General features: G+C 62.1%; 17 protein-coding genes and 1 tRNA gene. 12 read left to right on the top strand and 6 right to left on the bottom strand.

Annotated features, from left to right (window positions below):
* Positions 1-88 precede the first annotated feature (88 nt).
* From ACIQH5_RS03585 to ACIQH5_RS03560, 6 genes are all read left to right on the top strand, one after another.
* The gene (locus ACIQH5_RS03585) at positions 89-1843 is read left to right on the top strand and encodes a glycerol-3-phosphate dehydrogenase/oxidase (protein ID WP_400400351.1); all 1755 of its coding nucleotides are present in this window, start codon (positions 89-91) and stop codon (positions 1841-1843) included.
* Positions 1844-1890: 47 nt separating this feature from the next.
* On the top strand, positions 1891-2379 hold the full coding sequence (locus ACIQH5_RS03580) for a PTS sugar transporter subunit IIA (RefSeq protein WP_400400349.1): 489 nt from the start codon (positions 1891-1893) through the stop codon (positions 2377-2379).
* A 235-nt stretch (positions 2380-2614) separates the two neighbouring features.
* Complete coding sequence (locus tag ACIQH5_RS03575) at positions 2615-3472, top strand: SURF1 family protein (protein ID WP_400400347.1); 858 nt, start codon at positions 2615-2617, stop codon at positions 3470-3472.
* Positions 3469-3969, top strand: a complete 501-nt coding sequence (locus ACIQH5_RS03570; RefSeq protein ID WP_017200326.1) for a DUF3817 domain-containing protein — start codon at positions 3469-3471, stop codon at positions 3967-3969. The genes ACIQH5_RS03575 and ACIQH5_RS03570 overlap by 4 nt, the downstream gene beginning before the upstream one ends.
* A gap of 105 nt (positions 3970-4074) precedes the next feature.
* The gene (gene guaA, locus ACIQH5_RS03565) at positions 4075-5664 is read left to right on the top strand and encodes a glutamine-hydrolyzing GMP synthase (RefSeq protein ID WP_400400344.1); all 1590 of its coding nucleotides are present in this window, start codon (positions 4075-4077) and stop codon (positions 5662-5664) included.
* A 163-nt stretch (positions 5665-5827) separates the two neighbouring features.
* Positions 5828-9982, top strand: a complete 4155-nt coding sequence (locus ACIQH5_RS03560) for an AAA family ATPase (protein WP_400400342.1) — start codon at positions 5828-5830, stop codon at positions 9980-9982.
* Positions 9983-10008: 26 nt separating this feature from the next.
* On the opposite strand, the gene cpaB is transcribed toward ACIQH5_RS03560, so the two are convergent.
* The 3 genes from cpaB to ACIQH5_RS03545 form a co-directional block, all read right to left on the bottom strand.
* Positions 10009-10605, bottom strand: a complete 597-nt coding sequence (gene cpaB, locus ACIQH5_RS03555; RefSeq protein ID WP_400400341.1) for a Flp pilus assembly protein CpaB — start codon at positions 10603-10605, stop codon at positions 10009-10011.
* 277 nt (positions 10606-10882) lie between these two features.
* Positions 10883-11146, bottom strand: coding sequence for an FmdB family zinc ribbon protein (locus tag ACIQH5_RS03550; RefSeq protein ID WP_400400339.1), 264 nt, complete (start codon positions 11144-11146; stop codon positions 10883-10885).
* A 154-nt stretch (positions 11147-11300) separates the two neighbouring features.
* On the bottom strand, positions 11301-11915 hold the full coding sequence (locus ACIQH5_RS03545; RefSeq protein WP_400400337.1) for a 5-formyltetrahydrofolate cyclo-ligase: 615 nt from the start codon (positions 11913-11915) through the stop codon (positions 11301-11303).
* A gap of 102 nt (positions 11916-12017) precedes the next feature.
* Between ACIQH5_RS03545 and galU the strand changes: the two genes are divergently transcribed.
* From galU to ACIQH5_RS03520, 5 genes are all read left to right on the top strand, one after another.
* Positions 12018-12950 carry a UTP--glucose-1-phosphate uridylyltransferase GalU gene (galU, locus tag ACIQH5_RS03540; RefSeq protein WP_181151705.1) on the top strand — a complete coding sequence of 311 codons (933 nt, stop codon included), beginning with the start codon at positions 12018-12020 and terminating at the stop codon, positions 12948-12950.
* Positions 12951-12957: 7 nt separating this feature from the next.
* The gene (locus tag ACIQH5_RS03535; protein ID WP_400401071.1) at positions 12958-13569 is read left to right on the top strand and encodes a GNAT family N-acetyltransferase; all 612 of its coding nucleotides are present in this window, start codon (positions 12958-12960) and stop codon (positions 13567-13569) included.
* A gap of 145 nt (positions 13570-13714) precedes the next feature.
* Positions 13715-14605, top strand: coding sequence for a hypothetical protein (locus tag ACIQH5_RS03530; protein ID WP_400401069.1), 891 nt, complete (start codon positions 13715-13717; stop codon positions 14603-14605).
* 9 nt (positions 14606-14614) lie between these two features.
* On the top strand, positions 14615-15415 hold the full coding sequence (locus ACIQH5_RS03525) for an SDR family oxidoreductase (RefSeq protein WP_400400335.1): 801 nt from the start codon (positions 14615-14617) through the stop codon (positions 15413-15415).
* Between the two features lie 39 nt (positions 15416-15454).
* Positions 15455-15527: transfer RNA gene (locus tag ACIQH5_RS03520), tRNA-Ala, on the top strand.
* 50 nt (positions 15528-15577) lie between these two features.
* Here ACIQH5_RS03520 and ACIQH5_RS03515 read toward each other — a convergent pair.
* From ACIQH5_RS03515 to ACIQH5_RS03505, 3 genes are all read right to left on the bottom strand, one after another.
* Positions 15578-16045, bottom strand: coding sequence for a hypothetical protein (locus ACIQH5_RS03515; protein ID WP_400400333.1), 468 nt, complete (start codon positions 16043-16045; stop codon positions 15578-15580).
* Between the two features lie 105 nt (positions 16046-16150).
* Positions 16151-16855 carry a signal peptidase I gene (locus ACIQH5_RS03510; RefSeq protein WP_400400331.1) on the bottom strand — a complete coding sequence of 235 codons (705 nt, stop codon included), beginning with the start codon at positions 16853-16855 and terminating at the stop codon, positions 16151-16153.
* Between the two features lie 178 nt (positions 16856-17033).
* Complete coding sequence (locus ACIQH5_RS03505) at positions 17034-17642, bottom strand: TasA family protein (protein ID WP_400400329.1); 609 nt, start codon at positions 17640-17642, stop codon at positions 17034-17036.
* Between the two features lie 184 nt (positions 17643-17826).
* On the opposite strand from ACIQH5_RS03505, the gene arr reads away from it, so the two are divergent.
* Entirely contained in the window at positions 17827-18237 is a 411-nt protein-coding gene (gene arr, locus ACIQH5_RS03500) for an NAD(+)--rifampin ADP-ribosyltransferase (protein WP_400400327.1), read from the top strand.
* Positions 18238-18528 lie beyond the last annotated feature (291 nt).

Below are 18528 nucleotides of genomic sequence, written 5' to 3'. Positions count from 1 at the left end.
CAGGATGCAGCAGTTCGAGCCCTGCCCAACGAGGCAAGCAGCAAGTAGGGTAGGGGACTACCAGCTGTTGCGTTTGAGGAGGGGTCCGATGAGCAATGTCGCAGGCGGTCCGCAGGTAAATTCACCGGGAGCACTCAGCCCGGAAGCCCGCGCCGCATCAATCGAAGTCCTGAAGGCTACTGCTCAGGCGGGTAAAGAGCTCGACATCCTGATTGTCGGAGGCGGCGTCGTCGGTGCCGGCGCGGCCCTGGACGCCGTCACCCGTGGCCTCACTGTGGGCATTGTTGAGGCCCGGGACTGGTCCTCCGGCACGTCGTCCCGGTCGTCAAAGCTCATCCACGGTGGACTTCGGTACCTGGAGATGCTGGATTTTGGCCTGGTCCAGGAAGCCCTCCAAGAGCGGGGCCTGCTGATCCAACGCATCGCACCACACCTGGTGCGTCCTGTCCCTTTCCTTTACCCGTTGACACGCCGTATCTGGGAACGCCCCTATGTTGGCGCGGGAATCATGCTCTATGACACGTTGGGTCTGACATCCGGCAACAGCCGCGGTGTCCCCATGCATAAGCACCTGTTCCGGCGCGGAACCCTCCGAGCTGCTCCCAGCCTCAAGGAAGATGCCTTCGTGGGCTCCATCCGCTACTACGACGCCCAAGTGGACGACGCCCGTCTGGTGGTCAACCTCGTCAGGACCGCCGCACACTACGGAGCCCATGCGGCCAACCGGGTCCGTGTGGTGGATTTCCTGCGTGAAGGGGAACGCGTTGTCGGGGCCAAGGTGGAAAACCAAGAGGACGGCAGCGTCTTCGAAGTGAGGGCCAAGCAAGTGGTCAACGCCACCGGTGTGTGGACCGACGAAACGCAGGCCATGGTGACGGACCGCGGCCAGCTCAAGGTCCGTGCATCCAAGGGAATCCACTTGGTGGTTCCACGGGACCGGTTCCAGTCCACCGTCGGGCTGATTCTTCGCACCGAAAAGTCGGTGCTCTTTGTGATCCCCTGGGGCCGGCACTGGATTATCGGCACTACTGATACCGATTGGACACTGGACAAGGCTCACCCGGCGGCCTCCAGCAAGGACATCGACTACGTTCTGGAGCATGTCAACAAGGTCCTCAAACGCCCGCTGACCCGCGAGGACGTAGAAGGCGTGTACGCGGGCCTCCGCCCACTGCTGGCGGGGGACAACGACTCGACAGCCAAGTTGTCCAGGGAACATGTGGTGGCACATCCGGTGCCGGGACTCGTTGTGGTGGCCGGCGGGAAGTACACCACCTACCGCGTCATGGCCAAAGACGCCGTGGACGAAGCAACCAGGGCCATGGACGAACGCGTGCCATCCAGCTGCACCGAAACCATTCCGCTGCTCGGAGCGGAGGGATTCAAAGCTGCGTGGAACCGGCGGGGCAGATCAGCAGAACAGTCCGGGGTTCACGTGGCCCGTGTGGAGCACCTGCTCAACCGCTTCGGATCCATGACCCCGGAAGTCCTGGAGATCATCGCCGCACGGCCGGAATTGGGAGAGCCCCTTCCCGGAGCAGATGACTATCTGGCCGCGGAAGTTGTTTATGCAACAACCCACGAGGGCGCACGGCACGTTGACGACGTCCTGACCCGCCGCACCCGGATCTCCATCGAAGCATGGGACCGGGGTGTGTCTGCGGCGCCCGTAGTAGCTAAGCTGATGGGAGAAATCCTTGGCTGGAGCGAGACTCAGCGCGAAAGCGAAATCAAGCACTACCTGGCGCGTGTGGAAGCTGAACGGCTTAGTCAGCAGCAACCCGATGACGAATCGGCCGATGCTGCGCGCATGGGAGTGGATGACATCGTTCCCCTTCGCTGACCAGTTCAAGGGACTGAGGCCGGCAGGCCACACGGAGGGAACACAACTTGGCTGAACCACTTGACCGGTACGACGCGGAACTGACAACCCCGGATACGGTCATCCTTGAACTTGTTGCCCGGGACAAGATCGATGCCGCAGCTCAACTGGCGCACAGGCTCCACGCAGCCGGCAGGATTTCCAACCTTGAGGGCTTCCTGGAGCAAGTGCACTCACGGGAGCACCAACTTGCCACCGGTCTGCCCGGCGGGATTGGTCTTCCGCATGCCCGCAGCGAATTCGTAGACAGGATCTCCATAGCGGTTGGCGTGACCAAATTTGGCCATGCCCTGGACTTCGGCGCCACTGACGGTCCGGCAACCTTGGTCCTCCTCATCGCCACGCCAGCCAGTTCCTTCTCCGACCACCTCGAGGTCCTGGCCACGTTGGCCCGTTCCCTGTCAAAGGAATCTTTCCGGGAGTCCCTTCGCCGGGCCCACGATACCGAGGTCATTTCCGAACTCATCAACTCCAGCCTGGTGTTCTTCGACCACTGAGATTGGGGCAGGCCCTTTCGTGTCGACTTCGTCGCCACACAGGGACCCGGCTGCCCCACTCTAGGGCAGGCCCTTTCGTGTCGACTTCGTTGCCACGCAGGGACCCGGCTGCCCCACTCTAGGGCAGGCCCTTTCGTGTCGACTTCGTCGCCACACAGGGACCCGGCTGCCCCACTCCAGGGCCGTTGCTTGGCCCGTTTCGTTGTTCTACAGCCGGACGAAGTACGGTTAAGGGGTGTTGAAAACCGCGTTGAAACCCCGCTGGATCGCAGGACTGGTCTTTGCGCTTCTGTTGTCCGGGGTGTTTGTGCTGCTCAGCCAATGGCAGCTCAGCCGGTCTGCCCAACATGAGCCCCCGGCGCCGTCCAGCATCGAAGAAGTAAAACCCCTGGTGGATGTCCTCCAGCCGGGCCAGTTCTTCCCCGGTTCGGTCTCGGACCAGATGGTCACCGCCACAGGAACCTACGATCCCCAGAAGCAGGTTCTAGTTGAGGGACGTCTCTACAACGACCAAAAAGGCTTCTGGATCGTCTCCGCCTTCGCGGTCAACAACGCCCCGGCCCTGAAAGGTGTCGGCGCCTCGCCGCAAACCTGGATCCCTGTGGCCCGCGGCTGGGTGGCTGACGCCGCCCAAGCCGGCCCGCCGCCGTCGGGAACCATCACGCTGACCGGTCGCCTCATCCCCTCTGAAGCGCCGGTTCCAAACGTCGACGCCGGTCCAGGCCGGGCGTCTGCAGTCTCCGCGGCGGAACTCATCAACACGTGGGAAGTGTCCAGTTACCAAGGCTTCATCGCCGCAACGTCTGAAGTTTCGGGCGGCGTCGCGATTCCCCTCGGAGACGACGTCAAGGCACTCAACATCCCGCCGCAGCCCCCTGCAGAGCAGGTCAACTGGCTGAACCTCTTCTATGCAGTGGAATGGGTTGTTTTCGCTGGGTTCTCGATCTTCATCTGGTGGCGGCTGGTGAAGGACGACTACCGGCGCGACCTTGAAGAAGACGAGGACGAGGATGACGAGTTCGACGACGACGGCCATCCCGAGGCAACCACAGAACCCACCAGCCCAGAGCCAGAACAAAAGGTGCAGCAATGATTGAGCCAAAACCGGCTATCCAGCCCGAACAATCCGGACCCAAGCCCAAGAAGCGGCGCTTCGGTGGGACAGAAGCACAAATCCGTTCGGCGTTGAAGTTCTACAAAGTCATGGCGTACCTCACCGGTGCCATGCTTCTGTTGCTGTGTGCTGAACTGATCGCCCGCTACGGATTCGGCGTCTCGCTCTTCGCTGGCGGCACGAATGCAGTTACAGGCCAGCCGTTCGGCTTTGGCTTTGCTGAATCCGAACCCAAGGGAGTCATTGGCGGCTTCAACATCTCAACCTCGGTGCTGATTGTGCACGGTTGGATGTACGTGGTCTACCTGGTTTCCAACTTCCGACTGTGGTCGCTCATGCGCTGGCCCTTCTCCAAGATGGTCCTTTTGGCGCTCGGCGGAGTCATCCCGCTGCTGTCCTTCATCGTGGAGAAGAAATTCCATGCGCAGGTGGAAGCGGAACTGGCAGCTAATCCGCAGGCGTCCAAGCGCTACTAGCACCTGCGGCGTCCAGATGTGAGATGCCTAACGGCGGGGCCGTTTTGGGCCTTGGACGCCTTCGTCAACGTGCGCCCGGGCAGCCCGGCAAAGTAGTCTTGTCTGGTGACTACTCCCACCGCACCCCAAACTTCCCAGAAGCCGGTGCTGGTTGTTGACTACGGTGCCCAGTACGCGCAGCTGATTGCCCGCCGCGTCCGCGAAGCGAATGTGTATTCGGAAATTGTTCCGCATACCTTCACCACCGAGCAGCTTCTGGCCAAGAACCCGGCAGCCATCATTCTCTCCGGAGGGCCCTCAAGCGTTTACGCAGAGGGCGCCCCGAGCGTTGGCGCTGACCTCTTCGAAGCCGGGGTGCCCGTTTTCGGCATCTGCTACGGCTTCCAGGCCATGGCCAACGCCTTGGGTGGCAAGGTGGCGCAGACCGGTCTCCGGGAGTACGGCGCAACCGAAGCACTGGTTGTAGGCGACGCGCGCTCCATCCTGGATGGCGTTCCTTCTTCCCAGAACACCTGGATGAGCCACGGTGACTCCGTTCACGAAGCCCCTGAGGGCTTCGAAGTGCTCGCCTCCACGGCCGGTGCGCCGGTAGCGGCCTTCGCCAACGAGGAGAAGCGCCTCTACGGTGTCCAGTGGCACCCTGAGGTCAAGCACTCCGTGCACGGCCAGCACGTCCTGGAGAACTTCCTGTTCAAGGGAGCGGGCCTGAGCCCCAACTGGACCACGGGCAATATCCTCGACGAGCAGGTGGACAGGATCCGCCAGCAGATCGGGGACTCCAAAGTCATCTGTGGCCTCTCCGGTGGTGTGGACTCGGCAGTTGCTGCCGCTCTTGTCCAGCGCGCCGTCGGCGACCAACTGACGTGCGTTTTCGTTGACCACGGTCTCCTGCGTGAAGGTGAAGCCGAGCAGGTTGAACGCGACTTCGTAGCAGCCACCGGTGTCAACCTGTACGTTGCCAACGAGCAGGAACGCTTCCAGTCAGCATTGGCCGGCGTCAGCGATCCCGAGACCAAACGCAAGATCATCGGCCGGGAGTTCATTCGCGCCTTCGAGGAAGCGGAGAGGGCCATCATCGCCCAGGCCGCTGCTGAGGGTGAAAAGATCAAGTTCCTCGTCCAAGGCACCCTGTACCCGGACGTCGTCGAATCCGGCGGCGGCGAAGGTGCAGCAAACATCAAGAGCCACCACAATGTGGGTGGCCTTCCCGAGGATCTGCAGTTCGAGCTCGTCGAGCCGCTGCGGGCCCTGTTCAAGGACGAAGTCCGCGCCGTTGGTGCCCAGCTCGGCCTGCCTCAGGAAATCGTCGGACGCCAGCCGTTCCCCGGCCCCGGCCTGGGAATCCGCATCGTGGGCGAAGTGACCAAGGAGCGCCTGGACCTGCTGCGCAAGGCTGACGCCATTGCCCGTGCAGAGCTCACGGCCGCAGGTTTGGACAACGACGTTTGGCAGATGCCGGTGGTTCTCTTGGCCGATGTCCGCAGTGTTGGTGTTCAGGGTGACGGCCGTACCTACGGTCACCCGATCGTGCTGCGTCCGGTGTCTTCCGAAGACGCCATGACAGCGGACTGGTCGCGGTTGCCGTATGACCTGCTTGCCCGCATCTCCAACAGGATCACCAATGAGGTGGACGGAGTTAACCGCGTGGTGCTGGATGTCACCAGCAAGCCACCGGGAACCATCGAGTGGGAATAGCATTCTGAGTGGCCGGCCTCCTCCGGGAGGCCGGCCACTTTCTTTGAACCCGAGGGCGTCGTTATCCCCGGTTATGGCTCGCACTTGTGAAATGGCCGCTAATTTCGCAGTGGAACAGCGTTGCGGAGCGAGCTGTCCGAGGATTCCCGCTACCCTCGAAAGTATGCCGGTATGGTCCAAGGCGTCTAAAGCTAGTACAGAAAAGAAGGCAGAAGTCGTGTCAGTAGGTCAAGGCCAGGAAGAGGGCTCCGAAGAGCTCCGCAAATGGCTGTCTGGTCTCAAACCCGTTACCGGGGCAGACACAATGCTGCGCTTCGTCAAGACGCCTGAAGGCGCCATCGATCTCAGCAACGCTCATCCCTCCGGGCTGGCGCAGTTGCTTGCAGGCCGGCGAACACGGCTGTCCACGCTCATCAGGGATCGCCAGCAGTATTTGGTGGCGGCCAGGGCTGCCCGCAACATCCGATCCAAAATCTTCGAGCTCAGCAACGACCGCGGCATCGAGGCAGGCTACCTGTCCGCCGGGACCGTGGTGTGGACCTCTGCCGTTGGCGGCAAGCCCCAACGCGTTTCTGCGCCAGTGATGCTGACCTCGATTGTTCTTACCGTCAGGCCTGGCGAAGACGACTTTGAACTTCAGCTCACCGAGCAGGCAAGAATGAACCCGGCCTTGGTGCGCCATCTGAAGACAGTTCATGGCATCGTCTTTGACGTTAACGCTGTGGCACGCATGGCCTACAACACTGCCCGGCTTGATCCCCAGCCGGTGTTGGACCGTTTGTCCACGCTGATTCAGCCGATTCATGGTGCAGAGGTGGAGTTCAACCTGCTGGTCACCACGCTGGCTGACCTCTCGGGCAACCTTGATGATCCATGGATCAACATGAACAACCCCACGGTGGCGGCCCTCTCTACTGCAGCCAACGGCGGCGATATTGAGCCGGAGCCGATCAAGGCGGGCCGGTTCCCCAGCCTGGACCTGCGGGATCCCGCTGATGAGCTTCTTTTGCTCGATGCTGATACGGATCAGCAGTATGTGGTGGACGCCGTCCGCGCGGGTGACTCGCTCGTAGTCAGCACCCCGCCCGGAAGCGGCCAGACGCAAACCGCAATCAACGCAATCGGTGCGTTGGTCAGCGAGGGCAAGTCCGTGCTGGTGGTGGGTGACAGGCAGTCCAGCCTTGGAGGACTTTCCGGCCACCTCGAATCGCTGGGCCTCGAGTCAATGCTCTTCCGTCCCGGCAACGGAACCACCCCCCAGCAACTCAAGGGCCAGCTGGTCAGGGCCATCATGCGCAATGAGAAAGCGCTTGAGCCACAGCTTGGAAACCTTCACCAGACACTGACCGGCCACCGTCATGCCCTGATGGACCATGTCGCCTCCCTGCATAACGTCCGTGAACGTTGGGGTTGCTCGCCCTATCAGGCTATGCAGTCACTTGCTGAGCTGACGTCCATCCACCCGGCACCCTCCACGACGGTGCGCTTGAAGCGAAGTGTCCTGGACAACATCAAGGACCGTGAAGAGCTCGCTGGCCGGCTGCGTCGTGCTGCCGAGCTTGGCAGCTTCAGCCGGGCCTCCACCTCCAGCCCTTGGTACGGCGCCCGTCTGGTGACCCGCAAGGAGACCGAGGAAGCACAGCAGCTTGCCCGCGTGGCCGAGGAGAAACTTCCTGTCCTGCGGGATCGCATGAAGCAGGTTTCCGATCACGCCGAGATTCGTCTGGGCGAGACTTTCACTGAGTGGGGTGCTCAGCTGGAACTGCTGATCGCCGTTCGGGAAAGCCTGGATAAGTTCACTCCGGACATCTTTGATCGACCGGTTCACGATCTCATCTCCGCCACCGCCAGCTCTGCCTGGCGCCGTGAACGCAATCTTGAGATGCCCTCGATGCAGCGTTCCCGCCTGCGCCGGGTGGCCAAAGAGTATGTACGGCCCGGCGTCCACATCGCGGATCTTCACAGCTCCCTGGTCCTGGTCCAGGAGCAGCGGGCTTTGTGGGCTGGCTACGCAACAACCCAGAGGCACCCGGCGGTTCCCTCCGGCCTTGCCGATCTCGGGTCCCTCTACCGGGAACTTGACGGCGAGCTGCGTCGCCTTGGTGATGCGCTCAAGCACACATCCGATGGCGGCTCCCTCCACGGAACACCGTATCTGCAGCTCATGGAACGCCTGGAGCGGCTCGTTGCGGACACGGCCACGTTGGAGACACTTCCCGAGCGGACGCTCCTCATTGAGGAAATGCGCGAGCACGGTCTCGGTGAGCTCCTGGCGGACCTTGCTGCCCGCGAAGTCCCGGCAGCGTCCGTAGCCGCCGAGCTGGATCTGGCCTGGTGGCAGTCCGCTTTGGAAGCCATGATCAGTGGTGACGATTACCTCGCCATGTCGGACGGTGACTCGTTGCGCCGCCTCGAGGCTGAATACCGTCTGGCAGACCAGGCGCATATTGCCAGTGGTGCAGCCCGCCTCAGGTGGCAGTTGGCCCAGAAGTGGCGCCAGGGTCTTCTTGAGCACCCACGGCAGGCGGAGTTGCTCCGTGCCCTGTTGAAGGACGGCCGGGTGACACTGCCCGCCCTGAGCGCCCAAGCACCGGATCTGGTGCCCCTGCTGGTCCCGGTGTGGTCCGTCAGTCCATACTTGCTCACCGGTGTGCTCCCGGCGGAGCAGAAATTCGATGCCGTGGTGATCATCGACGCCGAATCCACTTCTCTGCAGGCTGTTCTCCCGGCAATCGCGAGAGCACGGCAGGTAGTCGCCTTCGGTGATGCCAAGATTGCACACGCACGCACCTTCAGCGTCGCCGTGGAGCCGCCGGTTGCCGGCGTGGCCAGCCATGAGAACGTGGACAGCGCATTCAAGGCACTGGCCAGAGTCCTTCCCACGTGGCAACTGAACTGGGTCTACCGCGCAGTGGACGAGGACCTGATCCTCCAGTTGAGCAAGAACTACTACGACGGCGGTCTGCGTCGTTTGCCCGACGGCAATTCGGTCACGGGCCTGGACCGTTCCATCCACGTGGAGTACATTCCCGACGGCACCGGGCTTCCCGGCGCGGACCACGAGGGCGTCGAGTCTGTCACTGCGGAGGTCAACCGCGTGGTGGATCTTGTCTTCGAACATGCCAGGCTCCGGCCCCGTACTTCCCTGGCGGTAGTGACCGCAAGCTTGCGCCATGCGGCCAGGATTGGCGAGGCCATCAGGCTCCAGTTGCCTAACCACGCTCTGCTGTCCAGCTTCTTCGGAGCAGGCTCTGAGTCCTTCCGCGTGGTGGACCTTGAGCGCGCCCAGGGCCTGGTGCGGGACCACGTCATCTTCTCGCTGGGCTACGGCCGCACGCCGCATGGCCGTGCGCTCCACTCCTTCGGTCCGCTGTCCACCGAGGGCGGTCGGAACCGTTTCGCCTTGGCCATGACCCGGGCCCGCCGCTCCATGCACGTCCTGTCGTGTTTCCGGCCCGAGGATCTTGACCTTGATCGCCTGGCCCATGGTGCAGTGGACTTCTACGAACTGCTGGACCGTGAGCTCTCCGGGAACAGTAACCTCGGAACACCTGCCTCGCGCGCTGTAGCCAGTGAGCAGGCATTGGGTGAAGATCCGCTGGTGGCCGATCTTGGCGAACGCTTGCGCGCCCGTGGAGCCCGGGTATGGCATCTTTACGATGGCGTGCTGGATATCGCTGCGGCTGCGGACCCCGTCCACACCATTGGCCGGGAGGGTGCCGAAATCCCCACTCCCGTTGCCATCGAATCCGATGGCACCGAACGGTACCGGCGGATGAGCGTCCGTGAACGGAGCCGGTTGCGGCCGCAACTGCTGGAGCGCATGGGATGGCGTTACATGTCGCTCTGGACCATCGAGGTCTTCACCGATCCTTCTTCCTGCGCGGACCGGATTGGCTCTTACCTGGGGCTTGAGAACCACATCGCCCAGTCGGCGTCGGCCCACCATGGTTTCCTGTACGCGGATGGGGAACAATTGAATCCAGGAAATGCCCAGCCCGTGCTGGCCGCCGGTACCGAGGACCATGCTGACCGGGAACCTCAAAGCGACGTTCATGAGGCAGAGAATGCGAAAGAAGCACCATTGATGGATCAGGAAACAGGCACTGAGGACACCGCTGCCCAGGAATCCAGCGAGACGGTCACCAGCAGTTCTGCTGAGGATGGTGCGGATCAGAAATCCGCCGCAGCCAAGACCGGCTCCACCGGGATTCTTCCCACCAAGGCCGCCGAGGATGATCCCCGGCGGTGGGGCGATGATTCCGGCTATGACCACGAACAGTGGCTCAAGGAACAGAAGCCCCCGCACTGGGGTTGAGCAGCCAGGGATAGTTGTGCCAACCACTACGGACTGACCAAAACAAAGAAAAGCTTGCCTTGCGTTGATGCGCCGGCAAGCTTTTCTACTTGTTGGGGATCGGCCGCCACCACTACCAGGCCATCAGTGTCACTTGTGCCCAACCATTCACCGGGCTTGCCGCCCAGGGCTGACGTCCAGAGGACAGGTACCGGGCCTGCAAGGATCTGGCTGGGCCTTGCTTCGTCATAGGACCCCGCTGATGTGAGGACCACAGTTACGAGTTGGCCCGGGGAGAGTAGTTGGATGGAGGAGGCATCGGCCATCCTGAGGGGGACCGCTGCTGATCCCGGAGGTGATCCCGTCAGGAGGCCCGGGCCCAGCAGGCTCGACTCCGAAGGTATCTGCCCCCTGCCAAGAGGCGACGCGAGCTGACGACCAACCAAGGCGCTGACGCTGTTCGGAGATCCACTGATAGCGAGGTCGGGTGGCACTTCGATAGTGGTGAAATCAGATTCAGCAAGGCTGGTCCCCGTTGGAAGGTCACGTGCTGCCACTAGGACGCTGACGCGCTTCTCCGGCGCAGGAGTGAGTTGCTGGACTGCGATGCCCGCAGCCACACACAAGAGGAGTGCTACGGCCAAGCGTCGGTTGCGTGCAACCCAGGAGCCGAATTTTGTCCGCTGCCCCCGTTGACCAGAGCGACCTCTTGGACGATTCCCGCTCAACCGCGAATTGGCGCGGGCGCGGGAAAGGCGTGGCGTGGAGGGCGGATGGTTTAGCGGTGGCCAATTACCGGCGGGTCCTGATGAGCGTTCGGCGCGGGCGAGGAGGGCGCTGCGTGACATGTGTGGCATGTCGCCACGTTAGCCAGCTTCCAGGGTCGCAAATAGCGCCCTGATGTCCTATGTGGAAAAGCGCTTAGCTGCTCGCAGCTGCGGTTGCCGGTGCTGCTGCAGGGGCCTGCGAAGGAGCTGCAGGAGCCGCCGAAACGGTGCTGCCCTTGGCGTCACGGGAATCAGTCCGATAGAACCCGGAGCCCTTGAAAACGACGCCCACGCTGTTGAACTTCTTCCGCAGCGCGCCCTTGCACTCGGGGCATTCCGTCAAGGAGCTGTCAGAAAAGGACTGGACGATGTCAAAGGCATGGTCACAGTCTTTGCAGGCGTATGCGTATGTGGGCACTGAGTTCCTCCTTTAGGACAAAATTCAGGTCCTGTGCGCCTTTGGTGGAAAAATCCGCCTTAGCAGTCGCAGGGCCTGAGTGCCAATTCTATCATCGGTCTACGCCAGGTGTACCAGTGGTTGTGCCGGACCTCACTCGATAAGCCAGCCTGGGTCAGCCGTGCTCGGCAGCGTCGTGGAGCTGAACTACGCCGGAAGGGGTCAGCACCTGGCGCACGGGGCGATCAAATGGCTCGGCGGGTATGGAACCTGAAGGTAACAAATCGTCGTCGAACACCACCGCAATGGTGGGCGGCCGCCCGCTGGAAGCATCCAGGCCCTGGAGCAGCCGATCGTAGTAGCCGCCGCCCTGGCCGATCCGGTTGCCGTCCCGGTCCACCGCAGTGGCGGGCATGAAGATACCCGCGGCTCCGGCTACCACCGAGCTTTCAAGGCGTTCACCCTCCGGTTCATCGATGGGCGCATAGGAGGACCGCACAAAGGCCGTTTCAGGTGTCCAATACACCCAGCTCAAGAGTCGCCCCGGCTCGCAAACGGGCAGAAGAACACGGTGCCCTGCCTCGTGCAGGGACGTGATCAGGGGGATGGTGGGTGGCTCGAACGCTACGCCCAGGTACACGGCAAAGGTGGCGGAGGCGCCGGGGGAGACCATGGCTGCCCAGGCTGTCCCGTGCTGTGCAAGTGTCTCGCCTGCATGTGCCAGGTGTTCCGGCGTGAGGGTCCGCCTGTGCAGCCGCCGGCTGCTGCGTATGTCTTCCTTGGAGGCCATGAGTGTCCGATCGTGTGGTCTTCGCTTGCGGGGAGGGCAGCAGGGGGTTATCCACTCCGGAACCCAAATGTGCTACCGACGCGGCGAGGGGTTTAGCCGTTGATGTGTTCCGTCCGTTACATTAGTCCGGTGACTCTAGAAAACAACGCTGTCCGTAAGGCCGTCATTCCCGCAGCAGGCCTTGGCACCCGGTTCCTTCCCGCCACGAAGGCGATGCCGAAGGAAATGCTGCCCGTGGTGGACAAGCCTGCCATCCAGTATGTCGTCGAAGAAGCAGTCAAGGTGGGCCTGCATGACGTCCTGATGATTACAGGGCGCAGCAAGCGGGCTCTGGAAGACCACTTTGACCGTGTACCGGCTCTTGAAGCCACCTTGGCTGAGAAGGGCGATACCGCCAAGCTTGAAGCCATTCAGTCCGCCACCAACCTCGGTGATATTCACTATGTGCGCCAAGGCGACCCGAACGGCCTTGGTCACGCTGTCCTTCGTGCAAAGCAGCACGTTGGCTACGAGCCCTTCGCCGTGCTGCTTGGCGATGACTTGATCGATGCCCGCGAGGACCTTCTGAGCGAAATGATCGCCGTTCAGCAGAAGACCGGCGGTTCCGTGGTTGCCCTCATCGAGGTGGAGCCTTCCAAGATCAGCGCTTATGGCTGCGCCGATGTTGAGGATATCGGCGAGGATGGCTACGTGCGCATCAAGCAGCTCGTTGAAAAGCCCTCTCCGGAAGAGGCGCCGTCCAACCTTGCCGTGATTGGACGTTACGTCCTTCACCCGGCCGTGTTTGACGTCCTGGAGAAGACGGCCCCCGGGCGCGGTGGAGAAATCCAGCTGACTGACGCCCTTGAGGTGCTCGCTGCCGGTGAAGGCGAAGGCTACGGGGTTTACGGCGTTGTCTTCCGCGGCCGCCGCTACGACACCGGAGACAAGCTGAGCTACCTCAAGGCGTGCATCGAGCTTGCTTGCGAACGCGAAGACCTTGGTCCTGAGCTTCGTGAGTGGTTGCCCAACTTCACCGCCACACTTCCCAAATAGACACATGATGTATGGCTCTGCGATCTGGCCGGTAACGCTGGAAAGCGGAGACCTGCTGCTTCGGCCTATCCGTTACCGCGACAAGCGGGAGTGGTCCGAAGTCCGTTCGCGGAACAGCGAGTGGCTCGCGCCGTGGGAGGCGTCCAACCCTGCTCCGGGTGGACGCCTTCCCAGCTACCGCCAAATGGTGCGTTCCTTGAACGACCAAGCCCGTCAGTCAACGGCTTTGCCGTTTCTCATTGTTGAGCGAACCGCGGGCTTCCACGAGCCGCAGATCGTGGGCCAACTGACGGTCTCGTCCATCGTGTGGGGATCGGCCATGATGGCTACCCTCGGCTATTGGGTGGATAAGGACCGCGCCGGGCGTGGCATTGCGCCCACAGCGGTTGCCATGGCAACCGATCACTGCTTCCGGGTGCTGGGTCTGCACCGTATGGAAATCAACATCCGGCCAGAGAATTCGCCGAGTTTGAGGGTTGTGGAGAAGCTCGGATTCCGCGATGAAGGGTATCGGGAGCGCTACCTGCACATCAACGGCGAATGGGCGGATCACCGGTCCTTCGCGTTGACGGCCGATGAAGTGCCGGAGGGACTTCTGCGCCGATGGCTCAGGGGATAAACGGGCAGGTCATCGGCCTTTTCGTCCATATCTCCAGTCATTTGCGGACTCGCCCACGACACACCGGCCGCAATGCCGCCGCACCCGGCGATTTGCTTCTACGGTTTTGAATGTGGACTTCCCTCTCAGCAGCTCAGTGATACTCGTGGTCACTGTCGCGCTGTGGATGGTCTGGGTGGCGCCGTACGTTCTGCGGAACAGGCGGCAACAAGTCCAAACGGCCGCTGGTCCAGCAGAGGCATTTGATGACGAACCAGACGAAACGCAGGCAGGGGTGGTACTGACTTTGGCACCTCAGCAGGAGAAACCGATGGAGACCATGCACAGCAAAGCACCGGCGTCGCCCCAGGAATCCCCAGCGGCTGAGCCTGTCCTCCGGAAGGCGCCCACTACGCCGTTCACGATCCGTTATGCCCGGCTCACACTGGCCTTGGCGGGCCTTGCCCTGTTGGTCACGGCAGCGGTTTCCGGAGTTCTAAGAATTCTTGGTATCGGTTCTGTGTGGTTGCCGCTCGTGTCGCTCGTTGGGGCGGTGCTCGCCGTCGTGACTTTGCGGAAGCTCGCCCTGCGGGACCTTCGTGAACGGAGGGCTCGCCGTGCGGCGCAGGCCTCGCCCATTCCAACACCGGCGCGGTACTTGCCCAAGGAACCGGCGGCCGAAACAAAGGAAACCAAGGTTTTCGACGCCGAAGCCACTAGCCGTGAAGCTGCGCGGTTGTCCGCCGTGGAACTGCGGCAGGCAGCGCTTGCTGTTGCTGTTGCCGCGGGTGATGAATCCGCTCAGGTTGCCAGCGACTCCAAGGGTGCCAGCTGGCAGCCAGTAGAGGTACCGAAGCCCACATACGTTGCTGCCGCCAAAGCGCCGCGTCCAGCTCCTGAGCCGTTGGATCTGCCTGAGGCACCAAAGCCGGTTGGCAAGCCTGTGCTGAAGCAGAACCTTGAACAGGCTGAGGCCTCAGCTGCTGTAGTTGCAAGTGCCAAGGGCCACAGTGCCCTGAGCAACTTGGACGATGTTCTGCAGCGTCGTCGCGCCTAAGAAGAACCCATGGCAACCATGTGCGTTGCGGGCGGAACCGGCCAGGTGGGTGGTGAGGTTGTCCGGCTCGCAGTGGCAGCCGGCCACAAGGTTTCGGTCCTAAGCCGCCACGTCCCGCCTGTTGGTTCGCCCCAGCACCACGACGGCGCCACGTACTTTGCGGGCGACGTCACCACCGGAAACGGATTATCGGCCGCCATGGCGGGTGCCGACGTCGTCATTGATTGCCTTGAGGGGCAGCTCGGTAAAGCCCAAAAGCAATTCGCCGACGGCGGCGGCAGACTTCTTGCCGTCGCGCACCTGGCAGGTGTTCGCAAGGCGGTGGCACTGTCCATCATCAACTGTGACCTGGGCTCGTTCGCCTACTACGCCTCAAAGGCTGCCAAAGAACGGAAGCATGCCGAGTCTCCTCTGCAGACCGGAGTGGTCCGGGCTACCCAATTCCATGGGTTGGTAGCGACGATCTTCGCCGCTGGTGCCAAGGTGCGGCTGATGCCGACGTTCAAAGGGGTCAGCTTCCAGTCGATCTCGCCCGTGGACGTTGCCTCGGCATTGATTCAAGCAGCTTTGGATGATTCGCAGCGGGAGAAGCACCGCGTGGTCACAATAGCGGGGCCGCAGACCCTGACCATGCGGGAGATGGCAGAGTCTTGGAAGTCAACTACGGGCGCGCGGGGCAGAATTGTTCCGCTGCCACTCCCCGGACCGATGGGTGACTTTCTTCGTGCAGGACACAACCTGACTCCGGAGCAGCCGTATGGCAAGGAGACGTTCGTGTCGTGGTTGGAAAAGCGTGGGGAAAGTTTGTAGCCTAGGGACACACTGGCCGGGCAGTAGAGGCTCGATCCAGGGGCTATAGCTCAGTTGGTAGAGCGCTTCGTTCGCATCGAAGAGGTCAGGAGTTCGAATCTCCTTAGCTCCACACTTTTCACGTTCCGGGGTTGTTACCCTGCCGCCAATCCGCCATTGTCCCTACGGGCAGTTCAACGTGCCCGTCAGAGGCTGACCAGTCCAGGCATTGGTTGAGTTGGGCACTTTGTAGTAGCCGCGGATCTGATAGGTCCATGTGCCGGACAAATTCGCCAGGTTCTGGACTCCCGAGCTGTAAGACTTCCCGGAGCTCTTGCTCAGATCGCCGGTGAACTGCACCACTCCGTCCGGATCGATGACCTTCAACTCGTGGTAGTTGGCGTATGCAACCGCCGTGAAGTTGCTGACGCTGATCTTGGCTTGGCCGAACCAGAGGAAGGAATCGCAGCTCTTGGTCACGGCCACCGTGTTGGCTGCCGGTGCAGGTATACGTGCGGCAGTCATGGCCATGGCACTTGAATCGGTATCGGTGAACCTGGCATGTGCAGGTGATATTTGGACAGCCATCAGGAGGAGTACTGCAGCCAGAATGACGGCTGGTATCTGCCAGATGATGCCCTTGCCCTGCATTGCGTGGTCCCCGTTCCCTTAGCGTGGTGTTCTCCTCCAAGTGTGCCGAGCCGGCCTCAGGAAAGACCTCGGTGAACACTCAAGGTCTGCTCAAGAACGGGATGGTTACGTGGCGGTTTCTTCCCCGGCCCCTGCGGCGCCTTCCGACGCTGTCTTGGTGGGGTTTTTGGGGTCTTTGGTCCAGATGGAGGCGAGCATTCCGATGACCAGGATGGCGGGTGCGCCGTACATGAGGGTGTTCATGACGATGGGTTCGCGGAGGGTGCGGATGGCGTTGCCGATGTGGGGGATGGTGGCGATTTGCTTGTCGACGGTTTTGCCTTGGAGGGTGGCGATCCAGGGGTCGATGCCGTTGTTGGCGTCGCCTTTGGTTTGGACTGCGATGCCTCCGTCGGCGGTGGTGGTGATTTCGGTGATGCGGTGGGTTTCCACTCGTTGGTCTTCGACGGGGATGTGGTAGGTGATGATGTCGCCTACTTTGACGTCGGTGATGGGGGTGGGGACGGTGACGACGACGTCGCCCGGGTTGATCAGTGGTGCCATGGATCCGGTGAGCATGGTGGAGGTTTGGTAGCCCAGGATCCGCGGCCCGATGGCCAGGAACAGGAACACCATTGCGGCCAGGATCAGCAGGCCCACACCGATGCCCCTGACCACTTTGCCGGCAACCCTGCGGAATGAGCTGGTCGTGGCCGGAGTGGCCGCTGCGGGCTGCTTCACAGCGGCGGTCTCGGTGGTCTGCAGGGGTTGTGCAGAGGCGGAACGCCGGCCGTGGACTGCGGGGGTGGGGATGGTGCTCAGTGCGCTCATGCCTGGCGTTCCTTTCAAGTGTTCGTTGTGATTTAGTCTGTCCGGACAAACTCAAAGCTGGGTGCGGTGTGGCCTCAAGACTTGCTCAGGAAATGGGCCGGGGACCGGCCTGAAGGGCAAACGGGCCGGTCCCCGGGGCTTCTGGGGGAGCTTTTGAACTCCCTTGGTGGTTCTGCGCTTACTTGGTGGTTTCGGTGCGTTGGGTGCCGGTGAAGGCGAAGGCGATGGTGGAGGTGGCGCCTTGGAAGTCGTTGTTCGCGGTGGTGGGGAACGCGGTGGTGACTTTGAGGTTGTCGGTCTTGGCCGAGGTCAGGGAGGTGAGGTTGGCCAGGGCTTTGTTCGCTGCGATCACGGGGCCGGAGGCCAGGACGGTGCTGCGGGTGCCGGTGCAGTTGTAGGGTGCGGTGGCGCCGGTCCAGGCAACGGAGCAGTTTTCGATGGTCAGTTGCAGGCCGTTGGTGGCGTCGGTGGTGAGCAGGGAGCCGGTGGTCCCGGCGGAGGTGGTGAGGGTGACGTTGTTCAGGTCTGAGTTGCCGGTGTTGGCCAGGGTGACGAGTTTTTCGACCTTGTCGCCGGGCAGCAGGCCTGCGACGGGGACGTTGAGGGTGTTGGCCGGTCCGGGTGCGCCCAGGGCGATGGTGACGGTTCCTGCGGTGACGGCCTGGGAGGCTGAGGTGGAGGAGGTGAACGCGCCGTAGGTGCCCATGCCGGCGACGGCGGCTGCGGTGCCGACCAGTGCGACCGAAGCGAGGATCTTGCCGGAGGTGGTTTTGAGGCTGATGGCCATGGGGATCAGTTTCCTTTCGGGAGGCCACCGTGAGACCGGCCGGCCGTTTCTTTCAGCCTCTCTGGCTGACAAGAACTACTGTGCCGGGCCCGGATCAAGAACAAATCCTGTGTACCGTCAACACTTCCTCAGGAAAACCTCAAGACTCCCGCACTCGCCTGATGGCTGGAAGTAGGCTGTAGCCGTGAATAAAGCGCTGGACGAGGGTCCCTTCTATCACGGCACCAAAGCCACCCTTCGGGAGGGGGATCTCCTCACCCCAGGCTTCCGGTCGAACTACCGTCCTGAAGTGGTGATGAACCACATCTATTTCACGGCTCTTCGGGACGGTGCGGGTCTGGCTGCAGAGCTCGCCGCCGGCGATGGCGAACCGCGGGTCTACGCTGTTGAGCCCACTGGCGCATTCGAAGACGACCCGAACGTGACCGACAAGAAATTCCCTGGCAACCCCACGCGGTCGTTTCGCAGCAGTTCCCCGCTCAAGGTCATCGGCGAAGTGACGGAGTGGACCCGCCTGACTCCCGAGGCGCTGCAGGAGTGGCGGGCACGATTGGCGGCAATCGTTGCGGATGAACGCGGCGAAATCATCAACTAAAACTTGCATCCCTCACCTAGGTAGGTAGTGCACGCTTCGCGGGCAGCAAAAGTCGAGTACCGATTACTCGTGCGGCTGTTCGCCGGCTCGTCTTTACTGAACCCAGCGGATCCACGCACCGGCCGGACGACCCCCCTCGTTGGCCGGAGCTGCCCCAGGATCCGCGGCAGGGGCCGGACGGCGCCACCCAGAAGTGCTGTCCGGCCCTGCGCAAACGAGCCATTGTCTCGGCGCCCATGCATGTATATCGTTAACTATCGTTCAGTATCGTTCGCGACATACCGAGGTGAG

This window comes from Paenarthrobacter sp. NPDC091711, assembly GCF_044756605.1.
Classification (GTDB): domain Bacteria; phylum Actinomycetota; class Actinomycetes; order Actinomycetales; family Micrococcaceae; genus Arthrobacter.
This window is presented reverse-complemented; position numbering and strand designations above follow the sequence as displayed.

Bases quoted from the DNA above. Each gene is read 5' to 3' on its own strand.
- ACIQH5_RS03585 (WP_400400351.1), top strand. From the start codon at position 89: ATGAGCAATGTCGCAGGCGGTCCGCAGGTAAATTCACCGGGAGCACTC.
- ACIQH5_RS03570 (WP_017200326.1), top strand. From the start codon at position 3,469: ATGATTGAGCCAAAACCGGCTATCCAGCCCGAACAATCCGGACCCAAG.
- ACIQH5_RS03560 (WP_400400342.1), top strand. From the start codon at position 5,828: ATGCCGGTATGGTCCAAGGCGTCTAAAGCTAGTACAGAAAAGAAGGCA.
- ACIQH5_RS03545 (WP_400400337.1), bottom strand. From the start codon at position 11,915: ATGGCCTCCAAGGAAGACATACGCAGCAGCCGGCGGCTGCACAGGCGG.
- galU (WP_181151705.1), top strand. From the start codon at position 12,018: ATGTGTTCCGTCCGTTACATTAGTCCGGTGACTCTAGAAAACAACGCT.
- ACIQH5_RS03535 (WP_400401071.1), top strand. From the start codon at position 12,958: ATGTATGGCTCTGCGATCTGGCCGGTAACGCTGGAAAGCGGAGACCTG.
- ACIQH5_RS03525 (WP_400400335.1), top strand. From the start codon at position 14,615: ATGGCAACCATGTGCGTTGCGGGCGGAACCGGCCAGGTGGGTGGTGAG.
- ACIQH5_RS03515 (WP_400400333.1), bottom strand. From the start codon at position 16,045: ATGCAGGGCAAGGGCATCATCTGGCAGATACCAGCCGTCATTCTGGCT.
- ACIQH5_RS03510 (WP_400400331.1), bottom strand. From the start codon at position 16,855: ATGAGCGCACTGAGCACCATCCCCACCCCCGCAGTCCACGGCCGGCGT.
- ACIQH5_RS03505 (WP_400400329.1), bottom strand. From the start codon at position 17,642: ATGGCCATCAGCCTCAAAACCACCTCCGGCAAGATCCTCGCTTCGGTC.